Source organism: Streptomyces sp. NPDC001401 (genome assembly GCF_042895385.1).
GTDB lineage: Bacteria > Actinomycetota > Actinomycetes > Streptomycetales > Streptomycetaceae > Streptomyces.
The window spans coordinates 1,158,822-1,180,331 of record NZ_JBIAWI010000001.1 but is presented as its reverse complement, the minus strand read 5'-3'; the positions used below and the strand labels follow the sequence as shown (position 1 = coordinate 1,180,331).

Annotated in this window: 21 protein-coding genes; 7 read left to right on the top strand and 14 right to left on the bottom strand. The window is 70.4% G+C overall.

Annotation, left to right across the window (positions count from 1 at the left end; translation table 11 throughout):
- Positions 1-3 precede the first annotated feature (3 nt).
- Complete coding sequence (locus tag ACFY10_RS05420; RefSeq protein ID WP_390663702.1) at positions 4-1,161, top strand: serine hydrolase domain-containing protein; 1,158 nt, start codon at positions 4-6, stop codon at positions 1,159-1,161.
- Here the strand turns inward: ACFY10_RS05420 and ACFY10_RS05415 are convergent.
- Positions 1,149-2,567 (bottom strand): PLP-dependent aminotransferase family protein, encoded by a 1,419-nt coding sequence (locus tag ACFY10_RS05415; RefSeq protein ID WP_390663701.1) that lies wholly within the window; start codon positions 2,565-2,567, stop codon positions 1,149-1,151. The two genes, ACFY10_RS05420 and ACFY10_RS05415, sit on opposite strands and share 13 nt — an antisense overlap.
- 45 nt (positions 2,568-2,612) lie before the next feature.
- Here ACFY10_RS05415 and ACFY10_RS05410 point away from each other — a divergent pair, with 45 nt between their 5' ends.
- From ACFY10_RS05410 to ACFY10_RS05400, 3 genes are all read left to right on the top strand, one after another.
- The gene (locus ACFY10_RS05410; RefSeq protein WP_390663700.1) at positions 2,613-2,807 is read left to right on the top strand and encodes a hypothetical protein; all 195 of its coding nucleotides are present in this window, start codon (positions 2,613-2,615) and stop codon (positions 2,805-2,807) included.
- Between the two features lie 183 nt (positions 2,808-2,990).
- Entirely contained in the window at positions 2,991-4,184 is a 1,194-nt protein-coding gene (locus ACFY10_RS05405) for a glycosyltransferase (RefSeq protein WP_390664140.1), read from the top strand.
- Entirely contained in the window at positions 4,181-4,303 is a 123-nt protein-coding gene (locus tag ACFY10_RS05400; protein ID WP_390663699.1) for a hypothetical protein, read from the top strand. Before ACFY10_RS05405 ends, ACFY10_RS05400 begins: the two co-directional genes overlap by 4 nt.
- 74 nt (positions 4,304-4,377) lie before the next feature.
- On the opposite strand, the gene ACFY10_RS05395 is transcribed toward ACFY10_RS05400, so the two are convergent.
- The gene (locus ACFY10_RS05395) at positions 4,378-5,610 is read right to left on the bottom strand and encodes an MFS transporter (RefSeq protein ID WP_390663698.1); all 1,233 of its coding nucleotides are present in this window, start codon (positions 5,608-5,610) and stop codon (positions 4,378-4,380) included.
- Between the two features lie 65 nt (positions 5,611-5,675).
- On the opposite strand from ACFY10_RS05395, the gene ACFY10_RS05390 reads away from it, so the two are divergent.
- A complete protein-coding gene (locus tag ACFY10_RS05390) occupies positions 5,676-6,023 on the top strand; it encodes an ArsR/SmtB family transcription factor (RefSeq protein WP_390663697.1) in 348 nt (115 codons plus the stop codon).
- A gap of 27 nt (positions 6,024-6,050) precedes the next feature.
- Here ACFY10_RS05390 and ACFY10_RS05385 read toward each other — a convergent pair whose 3' ends face one another.
- Positions 6,051-6,818, bottom strand: a complete 768-nt coding sequence (locus tag ACFY10_RS05385) for a hypothetical protein (RefSeq protein WP_390663696.1) — start codon at positions 6,816-6,818, stop codon at positions 6,051-6,053.
- Between the two features lie 46 nt (positions 6,819-6,864).
- The gene (locus ACFY10_RS05380) at positions 6,865-8,214 is read right to left on the bottom strand and encodes an acyltransferase (protein ID WP_390663695.1); all 1,350 of its coding nucleotides are present in this window, start codon (positions 8,212-8,214) and stop codon (positions 6,865-6,867) included.
- 190 nt (positions 8,215-8,404) lie between these two features.
- Between ACFY10_RS05380 and ACFY10_RS05375 the strand changes: the two genes are divergently transcribed.
- Complete coding sequence (locus ACFY10_RS05375; RefSeq protein WP_390663694.1) at positions 8,405-9,334, top strand: LysR family transcriptional regulator; 930 nt, start codon at positions 8,405-8,407, stop codon at positions 9,332-9,334.
- Between the two features lie 71 nt (positions 9,335-9,405).
- On the opposite strand, the gene ACFY10_RS05370 is transcribed toward ACFY10_RS05375, so the two are convergent.
- Positions 9,406-10,452 (bottom strand): hypothetical protein, encoded by a 1,047-nt coding sequence (locus tag ACFY10_RS05370; RefSeq protein ID WP_390663693.1) that lies wholly within the window; start codon positions 10,450-10,452, stop codon positions 9,406-9,408.
- A gap of 188 nt (positions 10,453-10,640) precedes the next feature.
- Positions 10,641-13,223 carry an aminopeptidase N gene (pepN, locus tag ACFY10_RS05365; RefSeq protein WP_390663692.1) on the bottom strand — a complete coding sequence of 861 codons (2,583 nt, stop codon included), beginning with the start codon at positions 13,221-13,223 and terminating at the stop codon, positions 10,641-10,643.
- 149 nt (positions 13,224-13,372) lie between these two features.
- Here pepN and ACFY10_RS05360 point away from each other — a divergent pair, with 149 nt between their 5' ends.
- A complete protein-coding gene (locus ACFY10_RS05360) occupies positions 13,373-14,035 on the top strand; it encodes a DsbA family protein (RefSeq protein WP_390663691.1) in 663 nt (220 codons plus the stop codon).
- Positions 14,036-14,038: 3 nt separating this feature from the next.
- Here ACFY10_RS05360 and ACFY10_RS05355 read toward each other — a convergent pair whose 3' ends face one another.
- From ACFY10_RS05355 to ACFY10_RS05320, 8 genes are all read right to left on the bottom strand, one after another.
- Entirely contained in the window at positions 14,039-14,266 is a 228-nt protein-coding gene (locus tag ACFY10_RS05355) for a hypothetical protein (RefSeq protein ID WP_390663690.1), read from the bottom strand.
- A 16-nt stretch (positions 14,267-14,282) separates the two neighbouring features.
- A complete protein-coding gene (locus ACFY10_RS05350) occupies positions 14,283-15,701 on the bottom strand; it encodes an FGGY family carbohydrate kinase (protein WP_390663689.1) in 1,419 nt (472 codons plus the stop codon).
- A 102-nt stretch (positions 15,702-15,803) separates the two neighbouring features.
- The gene (locus tag ACFY10_RS05345; protein ID WP_390663688.1) at positions 15,804-16,826 is read right to left on the bottom strand and encodes a 2-hydroxyacid dehydrogenase; all 1,023 of its coding nucleotides are present in this window, start codon (positions 16,824-16,826) and stop codon (positions 15,804-15,806) included.
- The gene (locus tag ACFY10_RS05340; protein WP_390663687.1) at positions 16,823-17,902 is read right to left on the bottom strand and encodes an ABC transporter ATP-binding protein; all 1,080 of its coding nucleotides are present in this window, start codon (positions 17,900-17,902) and stop codon (positions 16,823-16,825) included. Before ACFY10_RS05340 ends, ACFY10_RS05345 begins: the two co-directional genes overlap by 4 nt.
- A complete protein-coding gene (locus ACFY10_RS05335) occupies positions 17,880-18,719 on the bottom strand; it encodes a DeoR/GlpR family DNA-binding transcription regulator (RefSeq protein WP_390663686.1) in 840 nt (279 codons plus the stop codon). The genes ACFY10_RS05340 and ACFY10_RS05335 overlap by 23 nt, the downstream gene beginning before the upstream one ends.
- On the bottom strand, positions 18,716-19,804 hold the full coding sequence (locus tag ACFY10_RS05330; protein ID WP_390663685.1) for an ABC transporter ATP-binding protein: 1,089 nt from the start codon (positions 19,802-19,804) through the stop codon (positions 18,716-18,718). The genes ACFY10_RS05335 and ACFY10_RS05330 overlap by 4 nt, the downstream gene beginning before the upstream one ends.
- The gene (locus ACFY10_RS05325) at positions 19,801-20,631 is read right to left on the bottom strand and encodes a carbohydrate ABC transporter permease (RefSeq protein WP_390663684.1); all 831 of its coding nucleotides are present in this window, start codon (positions 20,629-20,631) and stop codon (positions 19,801-19,803) included. Before ACFY10_RS05325 ends, ACFY10_RS05330 begins: the two co-directional genes overlap by 4 nt.
- On the bottom strand, positions 20,628-21,509 hold the full coding sequence (locus ACFY10_RS05320) for a carbohydrate ABC transporter permease (protein WP_390663683.1): 882 nt from the start codon (positions 21,507-21,509) through the stop codon (positions 20,628-20,630). The genes ACFY10_RS05325 and ACFY10_RS05320 overlap by 4 nt, the downstream gene beginning before the upstream one ends.
- Position 21,510: the final 1 nt, after the last annotated feature.

Here is a 21,510-nt window from a genome sequence, read left to right as displayed (position 1 = left end):
CGCATGCGTACATCTCTGACGGCGGCCACGGCCGTCGTGCTCTCGGCGGCCCTGGCGGGCCCCGCCCTCGCGGCGACGCCCGCCAGAGGCGCCGGTGCGCACCACGAGGCGACCCGCCGGGCCATCGAGGCCGCGGTCAGGGACGGCGTGCCCGGCGTGACGGCGACGGCGAAGGACGCCCACGGCACCTGGTCGACGACCGCCGGCGTGGGCAACCTCCGTACGGGCGAGCCGCGTTCGGCCGAGGACCGCTTCCGCGCGGGCAGCATCACGAAGACGTTCGTGGCGACGGTGCTGCTGCAGCTGGAGGCCGAGGGACGGCTGTCGCTGGACGACACGGTGGAGAAGTGGCTGCCGGGCGCGGTCCACGGCAACGGCCACGACGGCAGCCGGATCACCGTCCGCCAACTCCTCAACCACACCAGCGGCATCTACGACTACACGAACGACGAGACGTTCGTGCGCCGGTACTTCTCCAAGGACGGTTTCTTCAAGCACCGCTACGACCGATGGACCCCCGAGGCCGAACTGGCCGTCGCCATGCGCCACAAACCGCTCTTCGAGCCCGGGACTTCGTGGAGCTACTCCAACACGAACTACCTCCTGGCCGCGATGGTGGTCGAGAAGGTCACGGGCCATACGTATGGCACGGAGGTCCGCCGGCGCATCATCGACCCACTCCACCTGACCGGCACCTCGGTCCCGGGCAACCGGGTCACCCTCCCGCAGCCCAGCAGCCGTACGTACTCGAAACTCGCGGACTCCACGACGGGCCCGACGTACGACGTCACGACCGTCAACCCCTCCCTGGCCTACGGCTCGGGCGAGCTGATCTCCGACACGTCCGACCTGAACCGCTTCTTCAAGGCCCTGCTCACCGGCCGTCTGCTCCCGCCCGAGCAGCTCAAGGAGATGAAGACCACGGTCAAGGCCGACGTCCTGCCGAACGCCCGCTACGGCCTCGGCCTGATCGACCGCAGGCTCAGCTGCGGCGTCCATGTCTGGGGCCACGCGGGCGGCATCTTCGGCTCGATCTCGGAGGCGGTGACGACGGCGGACGGCCGTCACTCCCTGTCCTTCAACCTCAACGGGGACTGGACGGACGTGGAACACACCCAGGCGGTGATCGAGGCGGAGTTCTGCAGCGGTCAGGACCGCTGACGGCTCTCCTCGATCGCCGCGCGCAGCTGGGCGACCGCCTCGTCCACCGCGCCGTCGGCGAGGTTGCCGTACCCGAGGACCAGGCCGTGCTCGGCATGGTCCTCGGTGGCGTGACAGGCAGCCAGGTCGGCGACGCGCAGGGCGCGGGCGGCCGCCGCCACGACCACGGCTGCGGTGTCCACGGCGGCGGGCAGGCGGAGGATGAGATGCAGTCCGGCCGCGATGCCGGAGACCGGGGCGCCGGGCAGCTGGTCGGCGAGGGCCCGGACGAGGGCGTCGCGGCGGTCGCGGTAGCGCTTGCGGCAGGCCCGCAGATGGCGGTCGTAGGCGCCTGACTCCAGCAGTTCCGCGAAGGCGAGCTGGTCGAGGGGCGGGGGCTGGGTCGCCGTCTGGTCGGCCTGGCGCAAGTGGTCGGTCCAGGCCGCGGGCGCCACGATCCATCCGATGCCGAGCGCGGGGGAGAGGATCTTGCTGAGCGACTTGAACAGCACGACCCGGGACGGATCCATGCCCTGCAGGGCCGCGACCGGGCGGCGGTCGTAGCGGAACTCCGCGTCGTAGTCGTCCTCCAGCACGACGCCGTCCACCCGGCGGGCCCACTGCAGCAGGGCCGCGCGCCGCTCGGGGGCGAGCACCGTGCCCAGCGGGAACTGGTGCGCCGGGGACGTCAGCACGGCCCGCAGCCCGGACTGTCCGGCGAGGTCGTCGGTGCGCAGACCGGCGCCGTCCGCGCGGACGGGCACCACGTCCAGGCCCGCGGCGCGGATCACCTCGCGCAGCCGGGTCCAGCCCGGTTCCTCGACTCCGACGGCGGTGATGCCACGGGCGCGCAGCACCTGGCAGAAGCGGCGTACGCCGTCGGTGACGCTCGTGCACACCGTCACGTCCTGCGGGGTTGCGGACACGCCCCGGGAGCGGGCCAGGTACTCGGCGAGCAGCCGCCGAAGGCGGGGGTGGCCGCCGGGCGGAGGGTAGCCGAGCTCCGTGAACGCCACGGAGGCCACCTGCGAGCGCACGGCCTCGGCCCACCGGCGGCGCGGGAACGCCCGCAGGTCGGGCAGGCCCGGGGCCAGGTCGAAGCGGGCCGCGGGATCCGGGCGCGGAGTCCGGTGTACGGAGCCGTCGTCCGGGCGGTTCGACCAGCGCACCCGGGTCGCGGAGCCGGTCTGCGCCTCCAGATACCCCTCGGCGACGAGCTGCCCGTACGCCTCGGTCACCGCCCAGCGCGAACAGTCGAGGTCGGCGGCGAGCTGCCGGCTGGGCGGCAGGGCGGTACCGACCTCGATCCGCCCCGCCCTGATCGCCGTACGCAGCGCCCGCTTGACCCGCTCGTGGAGGGGGCCGGTGCCGTCCCGGCCCAGCTGGAGCAGCAGATCACCCGCCAGATTGGTCTGTGATTCCCGCATGCCATTGGACGGTAGCAGCGAGCCATTTCTCCCTACCTTCGAACCATGGCATCCATCAGGAGCTCCCGACCGACCCAGCCCCATCAGCTGCTCTCCGGCGTCTTCGCGGACTGGTCCGACAGGGCCGGCGTCTTCTCGGCGCTGCCGCACGCGCCGGTCGTACCCGACGACTCCCGGCAGCGGCGGCCTCTGCCGGGCCGCCGAAAAATCACGGGCTATTCTTACCCGGCCGCCAAATGATCGGCGCTTCACACTTCCGTGTAAACAAATGCCGGGTGTAATCGAGAGGACTCCGACACGAAGCGCCGAGTTAATCCGTACGCAATATTCATGCCGCCTCATATCGGCTAACCCGCAGTTCTCGGGGATGGCTCGATTTATCGCAAGGCGGGTGGTCGTGTGCGTGCGAGGCGCGGACTGCACGTGCTCTCGGTCTACGAGGGTTTCTTCTCCGGCGGAGCCCGGATCGTTCACAGTGACGTCGTACTCGGACTTCAGGAGGGTGACCAGCACCATCGCGTGCTGAGCATCCACGGCGAGGTGCATCGCGAGGCCACCCGGCAGCGCATGGAGGACGACGCGTGCTACCGGTCGCTGACCGCGGCGGGCGTCGGCGTCACGTCGTTGGGCCGCAGCTTCGGCCCGGCCGGCGCGAGCGGGGATCCGGCCGTTTTCACCGGCCCGGAACTGGCCGATACGGCACGGGCGACGGCGGACGCGGACGTCATCCTGTCCCTGAAGGAGCAGCCGCTGAGGCTGCTGAACCAGGCAGGTCTGCCCCGCCGCCCGGTCGTGGTCTGCCTCCACCGCTCCGACCCCGAGAACCAGGGCGCCGCCCTGGACGAGCTGAAGGCCGCCATCGCCGACGGCACGGTCGTGGCCTGCGTGTGCTGCGCGGAGTCGACGCGGGCGGCATACGAGGCGGCGGGGGTGCCGGGGGAACTGCTGCACGTCATCCCGAACGGCGTGGACCTGGAGAGGTTCCGCCCCGACCCGGCCCGCCGCCTGGCCTTGCGCACGTCCCTCACCATCCCGGCCGACGCCCCGGTGGTCGTCTTCGCCGCCCGCTACGACGCCATGAAGAACGTCCCGCTGTTCCTGCGGGCGGCGCGGGAGTGGCTGGCGCGGGAGCCCGAGGGGCACGCGCTGATGTGCGGCGCGGGGATGACGCCGGTCAACCCCGGGTTGGATGCGGACATCGAGGCCGCGTTCGGAGGCGACCGGTCGCTGGTGGACCGGCTCCACCGGCTGGGCGTACGGCACGACATGGAGCACGTGTACGCCGCTGCGGACGTGGTGGCGCTGACCTCGTCCTGGGGCGAGGCGGCCCCGCTCTGCCTCGTCGAGGGAATGATGTGCGGGGCCGTACCGGTGGCCACGGACGTCGGCGACAGCGCGGCGATCGTGGCGGGGCACGGGTTCGTCACCCCGCCGGACGCGGGCGCGATCGCGGAGGCGTGGGGCGAGGCGATCGCCGCCCGCGCCGACCTCGCGCCGGCGCTGGCGGCCAGCCGTGAACGGTTCAGCCGTACGCGGATGATCGCCGCGTACGCTGCGCTGCTCGACGGGGTGCATACGCGGGCGACGGTGCAGCCGGGGTTGCCTGAGCCGCTGTGAGGGTCTGGGCGGCCGGGTTCACTCTCGGTGCGCCCGCCTGCGCCTTCGTCCTCTCGTTCGTCCTGTCCGGCCGGTACGCCGAGCGGGCGAAGGCCGCCGCCGGACGGGCCCTGGCATGACGACTCACACGGGTACGCACGAGCCCGCCGACGAGTAGGTGCTGCCCGGCGGCCCCTCCTCGCCGCGGTCCCGTTCACTCCACCCGCGTCGACCCCCGTACTCCCGTCGACGCCCCTGTCGTAGCGCCCGGCGCTGTGCCGTCGTCCCCGCCGTCGTGCGCCGTCGGCAGTACCTGACGCACGCTCACCAGCGCGGCCAGTGCGATCGCGCCCGCCACTGCGGGTACCCCGGCCGCGCCGGCCGTGGACAGGGTCAGACCGCCGAGGGCTCCGGCGACCGCTACGCCCAGGAACTGGGCCGAGAAGTGCAGGCCGAGAGCCTGGGAGCGCTGTTGCGGGGCCAGGCCGGCCAGGCGGGTCTGCTGGCTGATGCCGCCCGACCACCAGGCCATGCCGAAGACGAACAGGAGGGGGAAGGCGACGATCCGGGCCGCCGTCGGGACATGGGCAACTGTCAGCAGCGTCAGGACCGCCAGGAATCCGGCAATGAGCAGCAGTACGGTCCGCAGGACCGTCGCCAGCGCGTGCTTGCCCAGCACCGAGCCGATGAGGCGCCCGCCCGTGAAGCCGCCCGCGCCGAACACGACCATCAGTGCCGCAACGCCCGTACTGCCCAGGCCGGTTGCCCGGTGCGCGATGGGGGACAGGTACGTGTACATCGTGTACGCCGCGAGGAAGAGACCGAACGTCGTCACCAGGCCCCAGCGGACCGGTCCCCGGCGCAGCAGGTTCAGGCGCCCGGTCGTCGCGCCCGCCGTGCCGGGGACGTCCGGGAGCCAGGCCAGGACGGCCAGGGCGGTGACGAGCGCCAGCGCGGCCACGAAGGCGAAGGACGCCCGCCAGCCCAGCGCCGCGCCCACCACCGTGCCGATGGGGGCGCCGAGGGTGAGGGCGACCGCGTTGCCGCCGGCCGTGACGGCGATCGCGCGCGGCAGCTCCTCGGGTTTGCTCAGCGCCGCCGCGGCGGCCGCCGCCGGCGCCGCGAACAGCGCCGCACCCAGCGCCGCCAGGACGCGCGCCACGGCCAGCGTCGCGATGTCGGGGGAGACGGCTGCGAGCACATTGGCCGCGGCGAAGCCCACCGCGGCCCAGATGAGGAGCCGTTTGAGGGGTACGTGCTGGAACTGGCCGATCAGGGGCGGCCCGGCGATCGCATAGACCAGGGCGAAGACCGTGACCATCTGCCCGCACACGGACACCGTCGAGTGGAGGTCGTGGGCCACCTCCGGGAGCACTCCGGCGATCACATATCCCTCGGTGCCCACCGTGAAGGTGCCAAGGGCTAAGAGGTAGATCCTTGGATTCATGGTCCAACGGTACAAGAGTCGTTGAACCTTTGGAAGGTGGGGTCCGGCGCAGTAGGGTCGACGTCATGCGGGACAGATTTCATGCCGAACTGGCCAACGTCAGCCTGGCCGAGGCGATGCACGGGCTGAGCGATCCGCTGCGCCTGCGGATCGTCGCGCTGCTCGCCGAGCGCGGTGAGACCGAGTGCTCGGTGATCTACAACGACCTGGGCATCAGCAAGTCGAACGCCTCGCACCACTTCCGGGTCCTCAGGGAGTGCGGGCTCATCTGGCGCAGCCACCAGGGGCAGCAGCAGAGCGCCCGGCTGCGGGCGGACGAGTTCGAGGAGCGGTTCCCGGGGCTGCTGCCCGCCGTCGTCAAGAACATGGCCGTCGTCGAGAACATGGCAGAAGGCGGGAGCGGCGAACGGTGACGTCCGCCGCCCCCGGCCCGGCACGGCTCAGCCGAAGAACACGTTCCCGAGGCTCAGCCCCGTATACGTGTCCCGCATCTTGATCAGGTCACCGTCGCGCAACTCTGCCCCGTCCTTGTGCGAGCTGATGCAGGAGCCCAGCAGCAGGTACACGACCGTTCCGGCCTCGAACAGACCGCGCCGGCGCAGCAGCAGCCGTTCCAGGACGCGGGGGGAGTAGAGCATCTCCCGCCTGCCGAGGGTTCCTCGGCGCTCCCACACGGCCGTGCCGTCGCGGCTGATCGACGCGCTGACCGCGCTGGACGGCGGCAGTTCGTCCAGGACCACCTCGGCGGCCACGGACGTGGGCTGCAGCTTCGACAGGTTCGCCAGGTTGCGGCGCGCGTGCCGAAGCCCCGCGTCGGAGAAGTCGTTGGCCAGCGTGAAGCCGAGGTAGACCGGGTCACCCTCCTTGTTCACGCAGTAGACGGCGCAGTACTCGACCTCTATGCCGCCGCCGGTCAGCGGCACCGGGCTGGAGAGCGGGTCCCCATCGGTGCGCAGCAGGTCTCCGGTTCCTTTGTAGTAGAAGTCCAGCTTCCCCTTCTCCACCGCTGTTTCGTTCACCACGGCGTGTGTGTAGCCGAAGCTGTAGACGGCGGCCCGGGAGCGCTCCGCGGGGAGGAAGGGGACCGTGCCGGGGGGTGACGGCCGCTCCTCGTGCCCGGCGAGGCCGTCCAGGTACTCCGGCCAGGACAGGCCGCTGTCGGCGTAACCGACCGCGAGTTCGTACGAGCCGGCGACTTTCCGGTTCATGTGCACTCACCTCGCTTCTTCTTGAAACGTCGCTTCTTCTCGGGTGTCACTTCTTCTTGAACGCCTTGTACTGCCGCCCGCCGAGCAGCAGTTCATGGGTTTCCACGAGGTTGTCGGGCCGCTCGCCGCCGGCCGGCAGATTGCGGACGTCGGTGATCAGGACACCGCCCTGGAGCAGGGTGCGCTCCAGCTCGGCGAGCGGCACGACCGGAGTGTCCGGGGCGTGTTCCGAGACCGTGAGGTCGTAGCCGATCCGCTTGTTGTAGTGGAAGGTGCCGGCCGTCTCGAAGGGCAGCTCGGTGGTCGTGAGGTCCGAACGCACCCTGATCCGCAGGGCCTTGTGGTCGCCGGCCCACTGCAGGGCATGGGGCGTGAGGTCCGGGGAGTGCGTGGCGATGTCGAGGCGGCCCTGGGCGAGCAGGGGTACGAGCCGCAGCGAGTCCGGCTTGAGGAGCAGGGCCCGCGATCGCGGGTGGGTCACCTCCTCCACCAGGTCGGCGAGTTCGGACAGGTCCGCGCCGTCGCCGGCGAGCAGAGGGCCGCTCTCCTCGCCGTAGACGCGCAGCCAGTCCTCGTCGACCCGGCCCCAGTCGGAGATCCGCAGGACCTCCTCCACCGTCAGGTCGTACCGGCCGAACAGAAAGGCCTTGAAGGGCTGGTACTGCAGGATGCGCCCGTGGTCGCCGACGATGGAGTAGTCGCCCACCCAGCCGTTGATGAAGGACCGGGTGCCGACGACGCTCGCGAGGCCCAGGTAGTCGGCGTTCCAGCCCACCATGGCGTCGCGGCCCACCCAGGCGTAGTCGCGCAGTACGACAGCGGGCTGGTGGGTCATGGAGACGGTGCGTGCGCCGATCGACGGGCGCCCGTACGCGCTGTGGTCCTGGCGCAGGAGCAGGCTGCCGGGGGACAGCCAGGCCCCGTCCCCGATGGTGATGTCGCCGCCGGCGTTGATCCCGCTGCCCTTGCCGAACCGCACGTACCTGCCGATGTTGATGCGGGGTATCTGCCCCGCGTGCAGTGCGTACTGGTGGTCGGCGTGGGGGGCGCTGAAGTAGGCGCCGCCCTCGAAGTGAGTGGGGAGGATCCAGTGCTGTCCGGCACCCTCCCGGACCAGCAGGGGATCGCCCGAGGTGTCGACGGAGAAATGGTTTTCCGGAAGGCCGAGTTCCGCCGCCAGTTCCCGCAGTGAATTGGCCACCAGTCGGCCGAATTCTATCTGCTGCTGCTCGTTTCCGGTGGTGGCCGACTTCTTCCGCAGTTCCTTGAGGACCTGGGCGTACCGAACAATGGGGTACGGATCGGGTCCGGAGGCCTCCGCCAGCTTTTCGAGAAGGTTTACCGTGCTGACCCGCTCTATCGTCGTGTGCACGTCGAAGTATGCGGACTTGTTCACGTGGTTCCCCCTGGAAACGTCGTTGGACGGTTGGCAAAAGCCTAGGTGAGAGGCGTCGAGGGGACCAACGAGAGTTGTTTATTGCTTCAATAATTGAAGGTTATCGGCAACTCCGTGTAACCGGAAAGGATTCATCAATAATCAGTCAAGGGAGGGATTGGCGCAGCATGCCTGGGTAAGGCGCCTGGTCATGTTCCGTAATCTGGATGTAGGTCAGCTGCGTACCCTCGTTACCATTCTGGAAACAGGAGGTTTCCGTCGTGCGGCCGAGCGGCTTTCTCTCACGCAACCCGCGGTGAGTCAGCACATACGACGCCTCGAATCCCTTCTCGACGGCCCCGTCTTCATCAGTACCGGACGGCGGCTCAGGCTCAGTCCGCAGGCCGAGGAACTCGCCGGATACGCCCGGCGGATGGTCGCCCTCAACGACGAGACGGTTGCCCGGGTCAGCGCCGTGCCGCGCCGCGAACTGGTGCTGTCGATCGGCATCTCCCAGCAGTTCGAACCAGCCATGCCCGAGCTGCTGTCGGGGCTGACCCGATTACTCCCCGACGCCCGGTTGGCCCTGCGCACGGGCCTGAGCGCACCGCTCACCGCCCGGGTCGCGGACGGGGAACTCGACCTCGCGCTGATCTCGGCGCCGCCGCGCGGCAGCCGGGACCGGTTCCTGGGCCGTGTACAACTCGCCTGGTTCGGCCGCCACTTGGTGGACGCGGGCGCTCCGCTCCCACTGGTCCTGTGCGCCGAGCCCTGCAATCTGCGGGTCCACGTCCTCAACTCCGTCACCCTCGGCCGGCTCTCCTGGCGGAGCGTCTACGAGGGCCCGGACCTGCCCGGCGTGCGGGCGGCGATCCGTGCCGGGCTCGGCAACACCTGCCTGCCGGCCAACGCGGACGAGCTGTGGGGGCTGCGCAAGGCCCCGGCGGACTGCTTTCCGCCGGTCGACCCGGTCCCCGTGTCGCTGGTGGTCGCACCCGGCACCAAGGAGGGCGTCATCGAGGCGGCGCACCTCGCGGCCCGCGACGCCCTGCGCTGTTTCCCCTACCTGGACGAGGGCACCGGCGACGACACCTACGACCTCGTGATCGAACCCGAGCGGCCACAGCCCCTGGCCTCCTGACGCGCACGAGGAGGGGCCACCGGCACCCGGCGGCCCCTCCTCTCCCCTCCTGGTCCAGCCCCGGTCCGTCACTACCGGGGCAGCACCACGACATACGCGGCGGGCTCCCGGTCGCCGGACGCCATCAGCGCCGTACGGACGACCGCCGCCTGCTGCTCCATCGAGTCGCGGAGCTTCTTGGGCGTGATGTAGACGACCGTGATGCCCAGGCGCTCCAAGTGCTCCCGCTTGCGGGCGTATTCGGACCACAGCGCGTCCTCGTCCTGTCGCGGGGCCCGGGTGTCCAGTTCCACGGCCACCGCCTGCTCCGGCCAGTAGGCGTCCAGGCCGCCGAGGTGGGGGCCGCCCGGCAGGCGGAGGTCCACGTTCCAGACCGGGTCGGGCAGGCCGTAGTCGTGGACCATCCGGTAGAGCCGGTCCTCCGCGATCGCGCGGCCCTCGGCCAGCAGGGAGTCCACCGCGTCCACCACGTGCGGGCGGCTCAGCAGCTTCGCCTGGTTCAACGCCCGCACCACCGAGGCCGGTTCGCAGTGGCCGGCGCGCACCGCCTCCGTCAGCAGCCGGCGTACGGCGCCCGCGTCCGCCAGTTCCGACACCGCGTCGGCCAGGGCGCGCGGCACCGGCGCGATCGGAACTCCCGTCACCTGCTGGGGAGTCGGCAGCGCGTGCGTGCGGACGATCCGTGCGCAGCCCACCGTGCGCAGCCGGCGCAGCCGGGGGACCAGTACGTCGATCTTCTCCAGCGACAGCAGCGGCGGCGCGGACGTGAAGCCGTGCAGGGTCAGGGCCGCCAGGCCCGTGATCATCGCCTCCGCGTAGACCGGTCGGTGCGGGTCGTCCGCGCCCGGCTGCGCCGGCACTCCGGGGGCCGACTCGCGTGCCGCGTACATCAGCACCGCGTGCAGTCGCTCCTCGCTGGTCGGCGGGCCCGGGTGGAGGAGGAAGACGCCCGGGAGGAGCTGCTGCCAGGGGCCGCTGGTGCGGCACTGCTCGCTCATCTCCGCGGACGAGACGCCGTGTGCACGGAGCTGAGCCGTCGTCAGCACGCGGCGGTGGACTTCGGCGAGGTGGCGGAGGGGGCGGGGGGAGGCCGGGGGGAGCGGGGTGTTGTGGTTCATGCCGGGGGGTTTCCCGCGCTTCAACCGTCCTCTAACCGCTGTTACACGCTCGTCGACAAAAACGGACAAGGTGGCACTAAAGGACGCGTGTTCGGATGCCGATAGGGCATCGAAAACCCCTGGTCCGTTCGGGTCGGACCAGGGGTTACGGGTGTTATTGACCGGATTCCGTAACGGTCACACGCGGATCAATCGTTGGCCAAAGCCTGCGCCCGCAAGGCCCGCGCCAGGTCGTCGCGCGCCTCCAGCACCAGCCTGCGCAGCGCCGGCGCCGCGTCCTCGTGGGCCGCGAGCCACGCGTCCGCAGCGTCCAGCGTCGCCTGCGCGCCCTGCTCCGTCGGGTAGGCCGGGAACAGGCCCCGGACCACGTCCATGCCGATCTGGATCGACCGATCCCGCCACACCCGCTCGATCGCCGCGAAGTACTTCGAGGCGTACGGCGCGATCAGCTCCCGCTGCGAGGGCTGCGCGAAGCCCGCGATCGTCGCCTCCACCAGGGCGTTGGACAGCGCGTCCGACTCCACCACCTGCGCCCAGGCCTGTGCCTTCACCGCCTCGGAGGGGCGGGCGGCCAGACAGCGGACCTGGTGGCGCTTGCCGGACGCCGTGTCGTCCCGGGCCAGCTCGGCCGCCAGCACCGCCTCGTCCACGACCCCGTGGGACGCCAGCGGCTCCAGGAACGCCCAGCGCAGCTCCTGGTCGACCTCCAGCCCGTCGATCTTCTCCGTACCGTCCAACAGGCCGCGCAGCAGCGCCAGTTGGTCCGGACCGGCAGCCGCCACCGAAGCGAAGAAACGGGCCCAGGCCAGCTGCTGCTCGCTGCCCGGCTCGGCCGCCCGCAGATCCCGCAGGGCGACCTTGGCCAGCAGCCGCTCGCCCGTCCGCCGCCAGGCCGGCGCCACATAGTTGACCAGCGCCGAGTTCGCCCACGCGTGCAGCATCTGCAGGACGCCGATGTCGGACTCGCGGTGCGCGAAGCGCGCCACCAGTTCCACGAAGTCGGCCGCGGGCAGCAGTGCGTCCCGGGTCAGGTTCCACAGCGCCGACCAGCACAGGGCGCGGGCCAGCGGGTCGGTCATCGTCCCGAGGTGCTCGCGCAGCGTGGCCAGCGAGGTGTCGTCGAAACGGATCTTGCAGTACGTGAGGTCGTCGTCGTTGACCAGGACCAGCTCCGGCGCCTGAACGCCCGCCAGCTCCGCCACGACCGTACGCGGCCCGTCGACGTCCGCCTCGACCCGCGCATACCGCTCCAGGGCCCCTTCCGCCGAACGCCGGTACAGGCCCACCGCGACCCGGTGCGGCCGCAGCTCAGGATGTGACTCGGCGGCCTCCTGCACCACCGCCAGCTCGCCGACCCGGCCCTCCGCGTCCAACAGCACGTGCGGGGTGAGCGAGTTGACCCCCGCCGTCTGCAGCCACGACCGCGCCCAGCTCCCCATGTCCCGGCCGCTGGTCTCCTCCAGCACCGACAGCAGATCGCCGAGGCGCGTGTTGCCGTACGCGTTCCGCTTGAAGTAGCGCCGCGCACCCTCCAGGAACGCGTCCTGGCCGACGTACGCCACCAGCTGCTTCAGTACGGAAGCCCCCTTGGCGTAGGTGATGCCGTCGAAGTTGAGCTTCGCGTCCTGCAGGTCGCGGATGTCGGCGGTGATCGGGTGGGTGGAGGGCAGCTGGTCCGCGCGGTACGCCCAGGCCTTGCGGCGGTTGGCGAAGGTGATCCACGCGTCGGTGAAGCGGGTCGCGCCGACGTTCGCGAACGTGCCCATGAAGTCCGCGAAGGACTCCTTCAGCCACAGGTCGTCCCACCACACCATGGTGACCAGGTCGCCGAACCACATGTGCGCCATCTCGTGCAGGATGACGTTGGCCCGGGCCTCGTACGAGGCCCGCGTGACCTTGCCCCGGAAGATGAACTCCTCGCGGAAGGTGACGAGCCCCGGGTTCTCCATCGCGCCGAGGTTGTACTCGGGCACGAACGCCTGGTCGTACTTCCCGAAGGGGTACGGGTAGTCGAAGTGGTCGTGGAAGAAGTCCAGGCCCTGTTTGGTGACGAGAAAGACGTCGTCGGAGTCGAAGTAGGGGGCCAGACCCTTGCGGCACAGGGCGCCGAGAGGGATCTCCAGCGTCGTACCGTCCTCGAAGGTGCGGGAGTACGAGTCGGTGACGTAGTGGTAGGGACCGGCCGTCACGCACGTGATGTACGTCGAGATCGGCTTCGTCTCCGCGAACCTCCACACCCCGTCCGCCAGCTCACCGGCGCCGTTGCTCCAGACCGTCCACCCCTGAGGCGCCCGCACCTCGAAGCGGAACGGGGCCTTGAGGTCCGGCTGCTCGAAGTTGGCGAAGACGCGGCGGGAGTCGGCCGGCTCGTACTGGGTGTACAGGTACACCTCGCCGTCCTCGGGGTCGACGAAGCGGTGCATGCCCTCGCCCGTGCGGGAGTAGGCGCACTCGGCGTCGACGACCAGCTCGTTCTCGGCGGCGAGGTCCTCCAGGAGGATCCGGGAGCCGTCGAAGACCTGGCCTGGATCGAGATCTCTCCCGTTGAGTGAGACGGAGGTCACACTGGGCGCGATCAGGTCGGCGAAGGTGGCGGCGCCGGGCTCGCTGCTGCGGAAGCGGATCGTGGTCACCGACCGGAAGGTGCGCGGACCCTGCCCGGCCCTGTCCCCCACCGCAGTACGCAGGTCGAGGAACACGTCGTACCCGTCGACGGACAGCAGGGCGGCCCGCTCCCGGGCCTCGTCGCGGGTCAGATTCTCACCGGGCACGGGCGGTACTCCCTCTGGGCATATCGGACATCTGGGGGTGTGGCGGAACAGGACCGATCCTGCCATGCGCCCCTGACCCTGGGCACCCGGGAATGGGCTCGGTGATGGCCGGTGTTGGCTGGGAAAACGACCGTATTCCTGGGAGAACCATGTCCGAGAGCGCGACCACCTCCGCCAAGACCCCCGTCGACTTCTGGTTCGACCCGCTGTGCCCCTGGGCCTGGATGACGTCCCGGTGGGTGCTGGAAGTGGAGAAGGTCCGGGACATAGAGGTCCGCTGGCACATCATGAGCCTGGCGGTGCTCAACGAGAACCGGATCGACGAACTGCCCGAGGAGTACCGGGAGATGCTCGCCACCAAGGCGTGGAAGCCGGTGCGCGTGGTGACCGCGGCTTGGCAGAAGCACGGCGAGGACGTCGTCGGCCCGCTCTACACCGCGCTCGGCACCCGCATCCACAACCAGGGCGAGGGCCCCACCGTCGAGGCGATCGTGGGCGCCCTGGCCGACGTCGGCCTGCCCGCCGACCTCATCGACTACGCCGACCAGGAGGACTTCGAGTTCGAGGCCGAACTGCGCGCCTCCCACAAGGAGGGCATCGAGAAGGTCGGCCAGGAGGTCGGCACCCCCGTCATCGCCGTCCCCGGCGCGGACGGCGAGCAGATCGCCTTCTTCGGCCCGGTCGTCACCCCGGCCCCCAAGGGCGAGGACGCCGCCAAGCTCTGGGACGGCACCCTCGCGGTCGCCTCGGTCCCCGGCTTCTACGAGATCAAGCGGACGCGGACGGCGGGGCCGGACTTCAGCAACCTGTAGGGGTCACTCGGGGGCGGCTCCCGGAATCTTGAGGTCCTCCGGGAGCCGGCCTCCGTCGCTCTGCTTGCTCCAGCGCTGGTACCACCGGCAGTCCACGGCGGTGCAGCGCCACAAGTCGGTCAAGCGGCGATGCTCCGGCTTGACCGCCCTCCGTTCCTCGGCGCTGAGCGGCCTGAACACCTGCGTGCCGCTGCCGCCACAGGTCGGGCAGTGCTTGTCCTTGAAGAACATCAACCCCTCCTCGCGATCACAGCCGGCCCCGCGCCTGAGCCAGCCGCGCCAGATGGTCCTCGTAGGCCTTCGCGTAGTACGCCGCCCGGGCCGCGTCCGGCTCCACGACCGCCGTCGGCTCGGTCCACGCCACCGCGTCCAGCGCGACACCGTACCGCTCGGCCGCCGCCAACACCGCGCCCCGCGCGCCCACTTCACCCTCGACGACCCGCAGCGGACGCCCCAGGACGTCGGCGAGCAACCGCATCCAGGCGGGGCTGCGCGTACCCCCGCCGCAGACGGCCAACGAGCCCGTCAGACCTGCCGCCTCCAGGCAGTGGCGGGCGGCGTACCCGATGCCCTCGCAGGTCGCGCGGATCAGGTCGCCCTTGGTCGACTCCAGGGAGACACCGGTGAGTTCGGCGCGCAGGTGGGGTTCGACGAAGGGGGCGCGCTCGCCGGACGGGGCGAAGTACGGCAGGACGCGGACACCGTTCGCGCCGGGCGGGCCCTCGGCGAGCAGGGCGTCGACCTCCTCGTGGTGGACGCCCGTCGTCGACAGCACCCAGTCCAGGGCCGCCGTGCCGACCATCGCGGGCATGGCACGCAGCCAGTGACCGGGACGGTCGGTGGAGATGTACAGACCCGCCGGTTCGCCGGTCAGGTCGAGGTCGGTCGTCGCGACCAGGCTGGCCAGGCAGGTGCCGACGATGAGCAGACCGTCCCCCGGGGTCGTGACGCCCGCACCGAGTGCGCAGGACGGGAGGTCGTACGGTCCGTTCGCCAGCCGCGTGCCGGGCGGCAGGCCCTCGCCGCGCGCCTCGGCCGTCGCGATCGGGTCGCCGACGGGGGCGAGCAGACCGCGCCGGTGGGTCAGGCCCAGCAGCTCCACCACCCGGTTGTCGTACGTCCTCGTCCGCGGATCGAGGAACGGCATAGACGCGTCCGACACATCCGTCGTGGGCGGAGCGCCGGTCAACCGTCGGAAGACCATGTCCTTGCAGTACAGGGCGTTTGCGGCCGCGTCGAGGGACTTCGGTTCGTACCGGTCGAGCCAGGCCAGCAGCGGCCCCGGGCAGCCGGGGAACATGGCACTTCCGGTGCGGCGGAACACTGTCTCGAACGTGCCGTCCGCCAGCCACTGGTCGAGCAGCTCATGCGCCCGACCGTCCATCCAGGAGGCCGCGGGCCGCACCGGCCGCCCCTCCTTGTCGACCAGCCACACCCCGTCGCCCTGCCCGGTCAGCCCGGCGAGCTCGACGGGTTCCTCCACCCGCGCGGTCACCCTCTCAAGCACGCCGACGACAGCTGAGTACACCTCCTCCATGTCCTGCTCGACGACACCCCCGTGCAGCGCGAGCCTCACCGGCTCTGCCTCGACGGCCAGTTCACGCCCCCCGCCGTCGAACGCGGCGGCCTTCACCATGGACGTACCTACGTCAATCCCGACATACATAGCGGCTCTCCTTTGCGGTTCTGCAGCGCCCTGACAGGGGCGCGGGGAACTGCGCGACCAGCCACGACGTGGCCGCAGCCGAAAGACGGCACAGAGCGGCACTCACGTCAACGCGTGCGCGAGGGGCTCCCCTCGCACCCACCGCAAAACTTCCCCCGCAGCGATCCGTGCCGCCTTCTCCGCCACCGCCCGGGACGCCCCGCCCAGGTGGGGTGTCATCACCACCCGGTCACGTAGCCCGAACAGCCGCGAACCCCCCGGAACCGGCTCCGTCACGTACGTGTCCAGGGCGGCAGCCGCCAGTTGCCCGCTCTCGAGCGCGTCGCACAACGCGTCCTCATCCAGGAGGGGCCCGCGGGCCGCATTCACCACCACCGAGCCCCGGGGAAGCAGCGCCAGCTGCCGCGCGCCGATCAGCCCGCGGGTCTCGGCGGTGAGCCGGGCGTGCAGGGTGATCACCCGGGAACGCCGCAGGAGTTCGTCCAGCGAGGACACCCGCAGCCCATGAATCTCGCCGCGCACATACGGGTCGTAGACCATCACCTGCGCACCGAACGCACACAGCGCGCGGGCGACCCGGCTGCCGACCGCCCCGTAGCCGACGAGCCCGACCGGCAGGTCCTCCAGCTCCAGCCCGCTGTGTTCGTACGTGTAGTAAGTCGCCCCCTGCCAACTTCTCTGCCCGGCAAGGAGGTTGTGGGCCTGGGGGATGCGCCGCAGGGCCGCCAGCATCAGGCCGACGGTGAACTCGGCGGTGGCGGCGGCGTTGCGGCCGGGGGCGAAGCAGACGCGGACGTCGTGCCGTTTGGCCGCGTCCAGGTTGACGTTCACCGGGCCGCCCCGGCACACGACCACCAGCCGTAGGTCCGGGCAGGAGTCCAGGACGCGCTCCGTCACCGGTCCCATCTGGGTGACCAGCACCTGCGCCCCCGCGAGCGCGTCGATCAGCTCGTCCTCGGCGTCGCTGGCCTCCGTCACCTCGGCCACCGGGCCGAAGGGTTCCAGTGGCCAGCCGAGGGTCAACTCGCGTACATCACAGGCGAGTTCATGGTGGATTGCCGCTGTGATGAGCGACGGCAGGATGAAGTGGTCGCCGGCGGCGACGACACGCACAGGTTCGCTCATCGCAGGGAGTCTCCCGTCTCGGCGTCGAAGACATGGGTGAGGCGCGCGTCGGCGGTGACCCGTACGGGCTCGTCGTGGGTGAGGCGCGCCTCGGGGTCGGTGAGGACGACGAGGGGGCGTTCGACGCCGTCGAGGGCGAGGGTGGCGATGCCCGCCTCCAGCAGGGGTTCGTGGGCCACGACCTTGGCCCGCATGCCTTCGTCGCCGGTGAGATGCAGGTCCTCCGGGCGGATGCCGACGACGACCTCGCGGCCCTCCGCCACCGGCACCGGCAGCGCGATCCGCACCGACCCCGAGAGGCGGGCGTGGCCGTCCGCGTCCGCGATGCCGGGCAGGAGGTTGACGGCGGGTTCGCCGACGAAGTCCGCGACGAAGAGGTTGGCGGGGCTGTCGTAGATCTCGTAGGGCGTGCCGAGCTGCTGGATGACGCCGTCCTTCATCACGGCGATCCGGTCGGCGAGGGAGAGGGCCTCCTCCTGGTCGTGCGTGACCAGGATGGTGGTGTGCCCCAAGTCCCGTTGGATGCGCTTGAGTTCGCGGCGGGTGGTGTCCCGCTGGGCGGCGTCCAGGTGGGAGAGGGGCTCGTCCAGCAGCAGTACGTCCGGTTCGCGGACGAGCGCGCGGGCCAGCGAGACGCGCTGTTTCTGGCCGCTGGACAGGCCGGCCGGGCGGGCGTCGAGGATGCCGGTGAGGTCGACGCGGTCGGCGATCTCGGCGACCTTGCGATCGACGTCCTTCCGGTCCCGTCCCCTGCGTGCCTTCAGACCGAAGGCCAGGTTCTCCGCTACCGTCAGCGGCGGATACAGCGCGTAGTTCTCGAAGGCGACGCCGATGTTGCGCCGCTGCGCCGGGCGGTCGACCACCGAGGCACCGCCGACCAGGATGTCCCCGCCGGTCACCGTCTCCAGCCCGGCGATCATCCGCAGGGTGGTGGACTTGCCGCAGCCCGACGGACCGAGCAGCCCGAGCAGTTCCCCGGAGTGCAGCGCGAGGTCGATGCCGCGCACCGCGTCCACGGCCGGGCGGCCCCGCGACCGGTAGGTCTTGCGCAGATCACGTAGCTCCAGCTCGGTCATCTCTGCCCTTCGTCGCGCAGACTTCGTAACTGACCTTGTGCTCGTCCAGGTCCCGCAGAGCCTCCGCCGACGCCCCGTCGTCCACCAGGAGCAGGTCGATAAGGGACAGCGGTACGACCCGGTGGAGGGCGGTCCGGGCGAGCTTCGTGTGGTCGATGAGCAGGACGTTGCGGGCGGCCGAGTCGAGCATCGCCCGCTTCACCGACACGATGTGCTGCTCCTGGTGGTAGGCGTAACCCCCGTGCACGGCGGACGTCGACGCGAAGCACACGTCCACCCGGAGCGACTGGATCGCCTCCACGCAGGACACCCCGAGGAAGGAGGAGTGCAGCGGGTCGTAGTCGCCGCCGAGGGCCATCAGATGGATGCCCCGCTGGTCGGCGAGCAGGTTCAGCGCCTCCAGGAAGTTGGTGACGACCGTCAGCGGGGCTATCTCGCCGAGGCGCAGCCTGCGGGCTATCTCCAGGGTGGAGGTGGAGTCGTCGAGCATGATCGCCATGCCGGGCTCTATCGACCGCAGCGCATGTTCGGCGACGGCGGCCTTCTCGGCGCGCATGGTCTTCAGCCGGTACTGGACATTGGATTCGAAGACGCCGGACGGCTGGGCGGTCACCCCGCCCCTGAACTTCCTTACGATGCCCTGCCGTTCGAGCTCGTCGAGGTCCCGGTGGATGGTCATCAGGCTCACCCCGAACCGCTCGGCGAGCTCCGCCGCGGTCGCCGAACCGTCGGCCAGGACCTGCTCGGCCATGGCGGCCTGCCGGGCCGCGGGCCCCTGCTGGTGTGCGCTGCCACCGCTGCTGCTGTTGCTGCTCATCGCGTCCCGATCAGTCGTCCTGGACCCTGGGGCCCGTCGGCCTCGAACAGCAGCAGGTTCTCAGGCCGGACCGTCAGCCGCACCGGATCGTCGGGCCGCAGCCCGGTCGTGTCGGCGCGTGGGGCGACCAGCGAGACGTGCTGCTCGCCGATCCGCACAGTGACTTCGACGGACCGGCCGAGCACCTCGGTGACGTAGACCGTGCCCGTGAGTTCGTGCCCAGGGCCCTCGCCGAGCGTGAGATCACGAGGCCGGACGCCGATCAGCACCTCCGTACCGGGAGCGGCCGCGGCTCTGACCGGCAGCTCGACCTTCCCGTCCGCCGACCGGAAACCGCCGTCGGCCGCGACGGCCCCCGGCAGCAGATTGATCCGCGGCCGCCCGAAGGCCCGCGCGACCTCCGTGTCGCAGGGCCGGTACCAGATCTCCTCGCGCGTCCCCGTCTGCACGATCCGCCCCTCCCGGATCACCCCGATCCGGTCGCCGAGCGCCAGCGCCTCGACGGAGTCGTGGGTGACGTAGAGCGTGGTCGTGTTCTGCACCGCGCCGATGGCTTTCAGTTCCGCACGCATCTGCTGCCGGAGTTTGGCGTCGAGGTGGGAGAGGGGTTCGTCGAGGAGGAAGGCGCGGGCCGGGCGGACCAGGACCCGGCCGAGGGCGACCCGCTGCCGCTGGCCGTTGGAGAGCTGTCCTACCGGGCGGTCCAACAGGCCGCCGATTCCGAGGAGTTCGGCGATCGCGGCGATACGGTCGCGGGCCTCGGCGGCGGGCAGGCGGTGGCGGGGCGAGCGCAACGGCGAGGCGAGATTGTCGTACGCCGAACGGTGCGGATAGAGCGCGTAGCTCTCGAAGCACATCGCGACGCCCCGGTCGTAGGGCTCGATGCCCTGCATGTCCTTCCCGTCGAGCAGGACCGTGCCGGAGTCGGGCTGTTCCAGCCCCGCGACGGTTTTGAGTGTCGTCGTCTTGCCGGCGCCGGACGGCCCGAGCAGGCAGAAGAACTCGCCCTCACGGACGTCGAGTTCGAGGCCGTCCAGGGCCGTGACCCTGCCGTACGTCTTCCGGATCCCCCGCAGCCCGATCACGACTTCACCGCCCCGAAGGACAGCCCCCGCACCAGATACCGCTGGATGGTGAGGGCCAGCAGCAGCGGCGGTACGACGGAGACGAGTGCCGCCGCGGCTGTGAGGTTGTACTTGGGCCGGTCGCCGCCGAGGAAGGACAGCGCGCCGACGGTCACGGTCTGCGCCTCGTTGGAGGTGAGGATCAGCGGGAACACGAAGTTGTTCCAGGCGAAGATGAAGGCGAGCAGCGACACCGCCGCGATGCCCGGCTTGACCAGGGGAAGCGCCACCTTGAAGAAGGCCTGCTTGCGCGTGTAGCCGTCCAGCAGGGCCGCCTGTTCCAGCTCCGGTGTCAGATCGGCGAAGTAGGACCGCATGATCCACACGATGAGGGGGAGGGTGACGAGCTGCAGCACCCAGATCATGCCGACGTACGTGTCGAAGAGGCCCAGCTTCTGGTAGAGCACGAACAGCGGGATGATCACGGTGAGTTCGGGTGCGAACCGGAACGACAGCAGCGTGAACATCAGGTTGTCCGAGCCCTTGAACCGCCACCGCGCCGACGCGTACGCCGCCGGCAGCCCGACGACGAGGGACAGCATCACCGCGCCCACGGACACCACCAGGCTGTTCACGAAGAACCGCACGAAGGGGATGCCCTCGCTGTCGCCGAGCACGGTCCGGTAGGAGCCGAGGGTCGGGGTGAAGGAGAAGTACGTGCTGAAGAGCTGGTTCGCGGGCTTCAGGGAGAGGATCACCATCCAGGCGATGGGGAAGAGCGCGAAGACGAAGTAGAGGATGAGGGCGAGGTCCGCCAGCCATCCCAACAGCCGTTTCCTGACGGTCATTTGGCCTCGGCCGCCTTTCGCTGGATCTTGCCGAGGTGGCGCACGAGCACCATCGCCGCGAGGTAGACGACGGCCCACAGCACGATCGTGTAGCTGATGCCGAAGCTGTAGCGCTGGAAGCGGATCGCCTCCAGGTAGGCGCGGATCTGCAGGACGACGGTCGAGTCGCCCGGCCCGCCCTCCGTCAGGGCGTAGATGATGTCGAAGACCTTCAGCGAGTCCATGAACCGGAAGATCACCGCGACCAGGACGTACGGCCACAGCATCGGCAGGGTCAGCCGCCGGAACGTGTACCACCAGCCCGCGCCGTCCACGGCCGCCGCCTCGAACGGGGAGGTGGGCAGCGACCGCAGACCGGCCAGGGCGAGGATCGCCACGAACGGGGTGTAGACCCAGACGTCGACGGCGATCGACGACAGCAGCGCGCCGGTCGGGGTGTCCGTCCACTGGACTCCCCCCAGTCCGAAGGGTTTCAGCAGGTGGTTCACCACCCCCACCGACGGCTGGAGCATCAGCTTCCACATGATCGCCGCGATCACCGGGGCGATCATGAGGGGGAGGATGAGGATCTTCTCCAGGATCCGCCCGACGATCGACGAGCGGTGCAGCAGCAGGGCGACGGCGACCCCGAGCACGGTCTCGACGGCGGCGGCCCCGACGGCGTACAGGACGGTCACCCACGCGGAGTTCCAGAAGGCGTCCTGAGTGAAGACGGTCTCGTAGTTGTGGAACCGCACCATGTCCGGCTGCGGTTTGCTCGCCGAGAAGTCGAACAGCGTGTAGTAGAGCCCGAGCCCGAACGGGTAGAGGATTCCGCAGGTCAGCAGTAGCGCGGGCACGATCAGGAAGTACGGTCGCAGGGTGAGCCGCCAGCCCATC

What these genes read in the sequence shown, in the direction of transcription:
- ACFY10_RS05370 (WP_390663693.1), bottom strand. Translation starts at nt 10,452, where the DNA reads ATGAACCACAACACCCCGCTCCCCCCGGCCTCCCCCCGCCCCCTCCGC.
- ACFY10_RS05320 (WP_390663683.1), bottom strand. Translation starts at nt 21,509, where the DNA reads ATGGGCTGGCGGCTCACCCTGCGACCGTACTTCCTGATCGTGCCCGCG.
- ACFY10_RS05410 (WP_390663700.1), top strand. Translation starts at nt 2,613, where the DNA reads ATGGCATCCATCAGGAGCTCCCGACCGACCCAGCCCCATCAGCTGCTC.
- ACFY10_RS05325 (WP_390663684.1), bottom strand. Translation starts at nt 20,631, where the DNA reads ATGACCGTCAGGAAACGGCTGTTGGGATGGCTGGCGGACCTCGCCCTC.
- ACFY10_RS05355 (WP_390663690.1), bottom strand. Translation starts at nt 14,266, where the DNA reads ATGTTCTTCAAGGACAAGCACTGCCCGACCTGTGGCGGCAGCGGCACG.
- ACFY10_RS05340 (WP_390663687.1), bottom strand. Translation starts at nt 17,902, where the DNA reads ATGACCGAGCTGGAGCTACGTGATCTGCGCAAGACCTACCGGTCGCGG.
- ACFY10_RS05385 (WP_390663696.1), bottom strand. Translation starts at nt 6,818, where the DNA reads ATGAACCGGAAAGTCGCCGGCTCGTACGAACTCGCGGTCGGTTACGCC.
- ACFY10_RS05360 (WP_390663691.1), top strand. Translation starts at nt 13,373, where the DNA reads ATGTCCGAGAGCGCGACCACCTCCGCCAAGACCCCCGTCGACTTCTGG.
- ACFY10_RS05335 (WP_390663686.1), bottom strand. Translation starts at nt 18,719, where the DNA reads ATGAGCAGCAACAGCAGCAGCGGTGGCAGCGCACACCAGCAGGGGCCC.
- ACFY10_RS05350 (WP_390663689.1), bottom strand. Translation starts at nt 15,701, where the DNA reads ATGTATGTCGGGATTGACGTAGGTACGTCCATGGTGAAGGCCGCCGCG.
- ACFY10_RS05345 (WP_390663688.1), bottom strand. Translation starts at nt 16,826, where the DNA reads ATGAGCGAACCTGTGCGTGTCGTCGCCGCCGGCGACCACTTCATCCTG.
- ACFY10_RS05395 (WP_390663698.1), bottom strand. Translation starts at nt 5,610, where the DNA reads ATGAATCCAAGGATCTACCTCTTAGCCCTTGGCACCTTCACGGTGGGC.
- ACFY10_RS05420 (WP_390663702.1), top strand. Translation starts at nt 4, where the DNA reads ATGCGTACATCTCTGACGGCGGCCACGGCCGTCGTGCTCTCGGCGGCC.
- ACFY10_RS05375 (WP_390663694.1), top strand. Translation starts at nt 8,405, where the DNA reads ATGTTCCGTAATCTGGATGTAGGTCAGCTGCGTACCCTCGTTACCATT.
- ACFY10_RS05415 (WP_390663701.1), bottom strand. Translation starts at nt 2,567, where the DNA reads ATGCGGGAATCACAGACCAATCTGGCGGGTGATCTGCTGCTCCAGCTG.
- ACFY10_RS05390 (WP_390663697.1), top strand. Translation starts at nt 5,676, where the DNA reads ATGCGGGACAGATTTCATGCCGAACTGGCCAACGTCAGCCTGGCCGAG.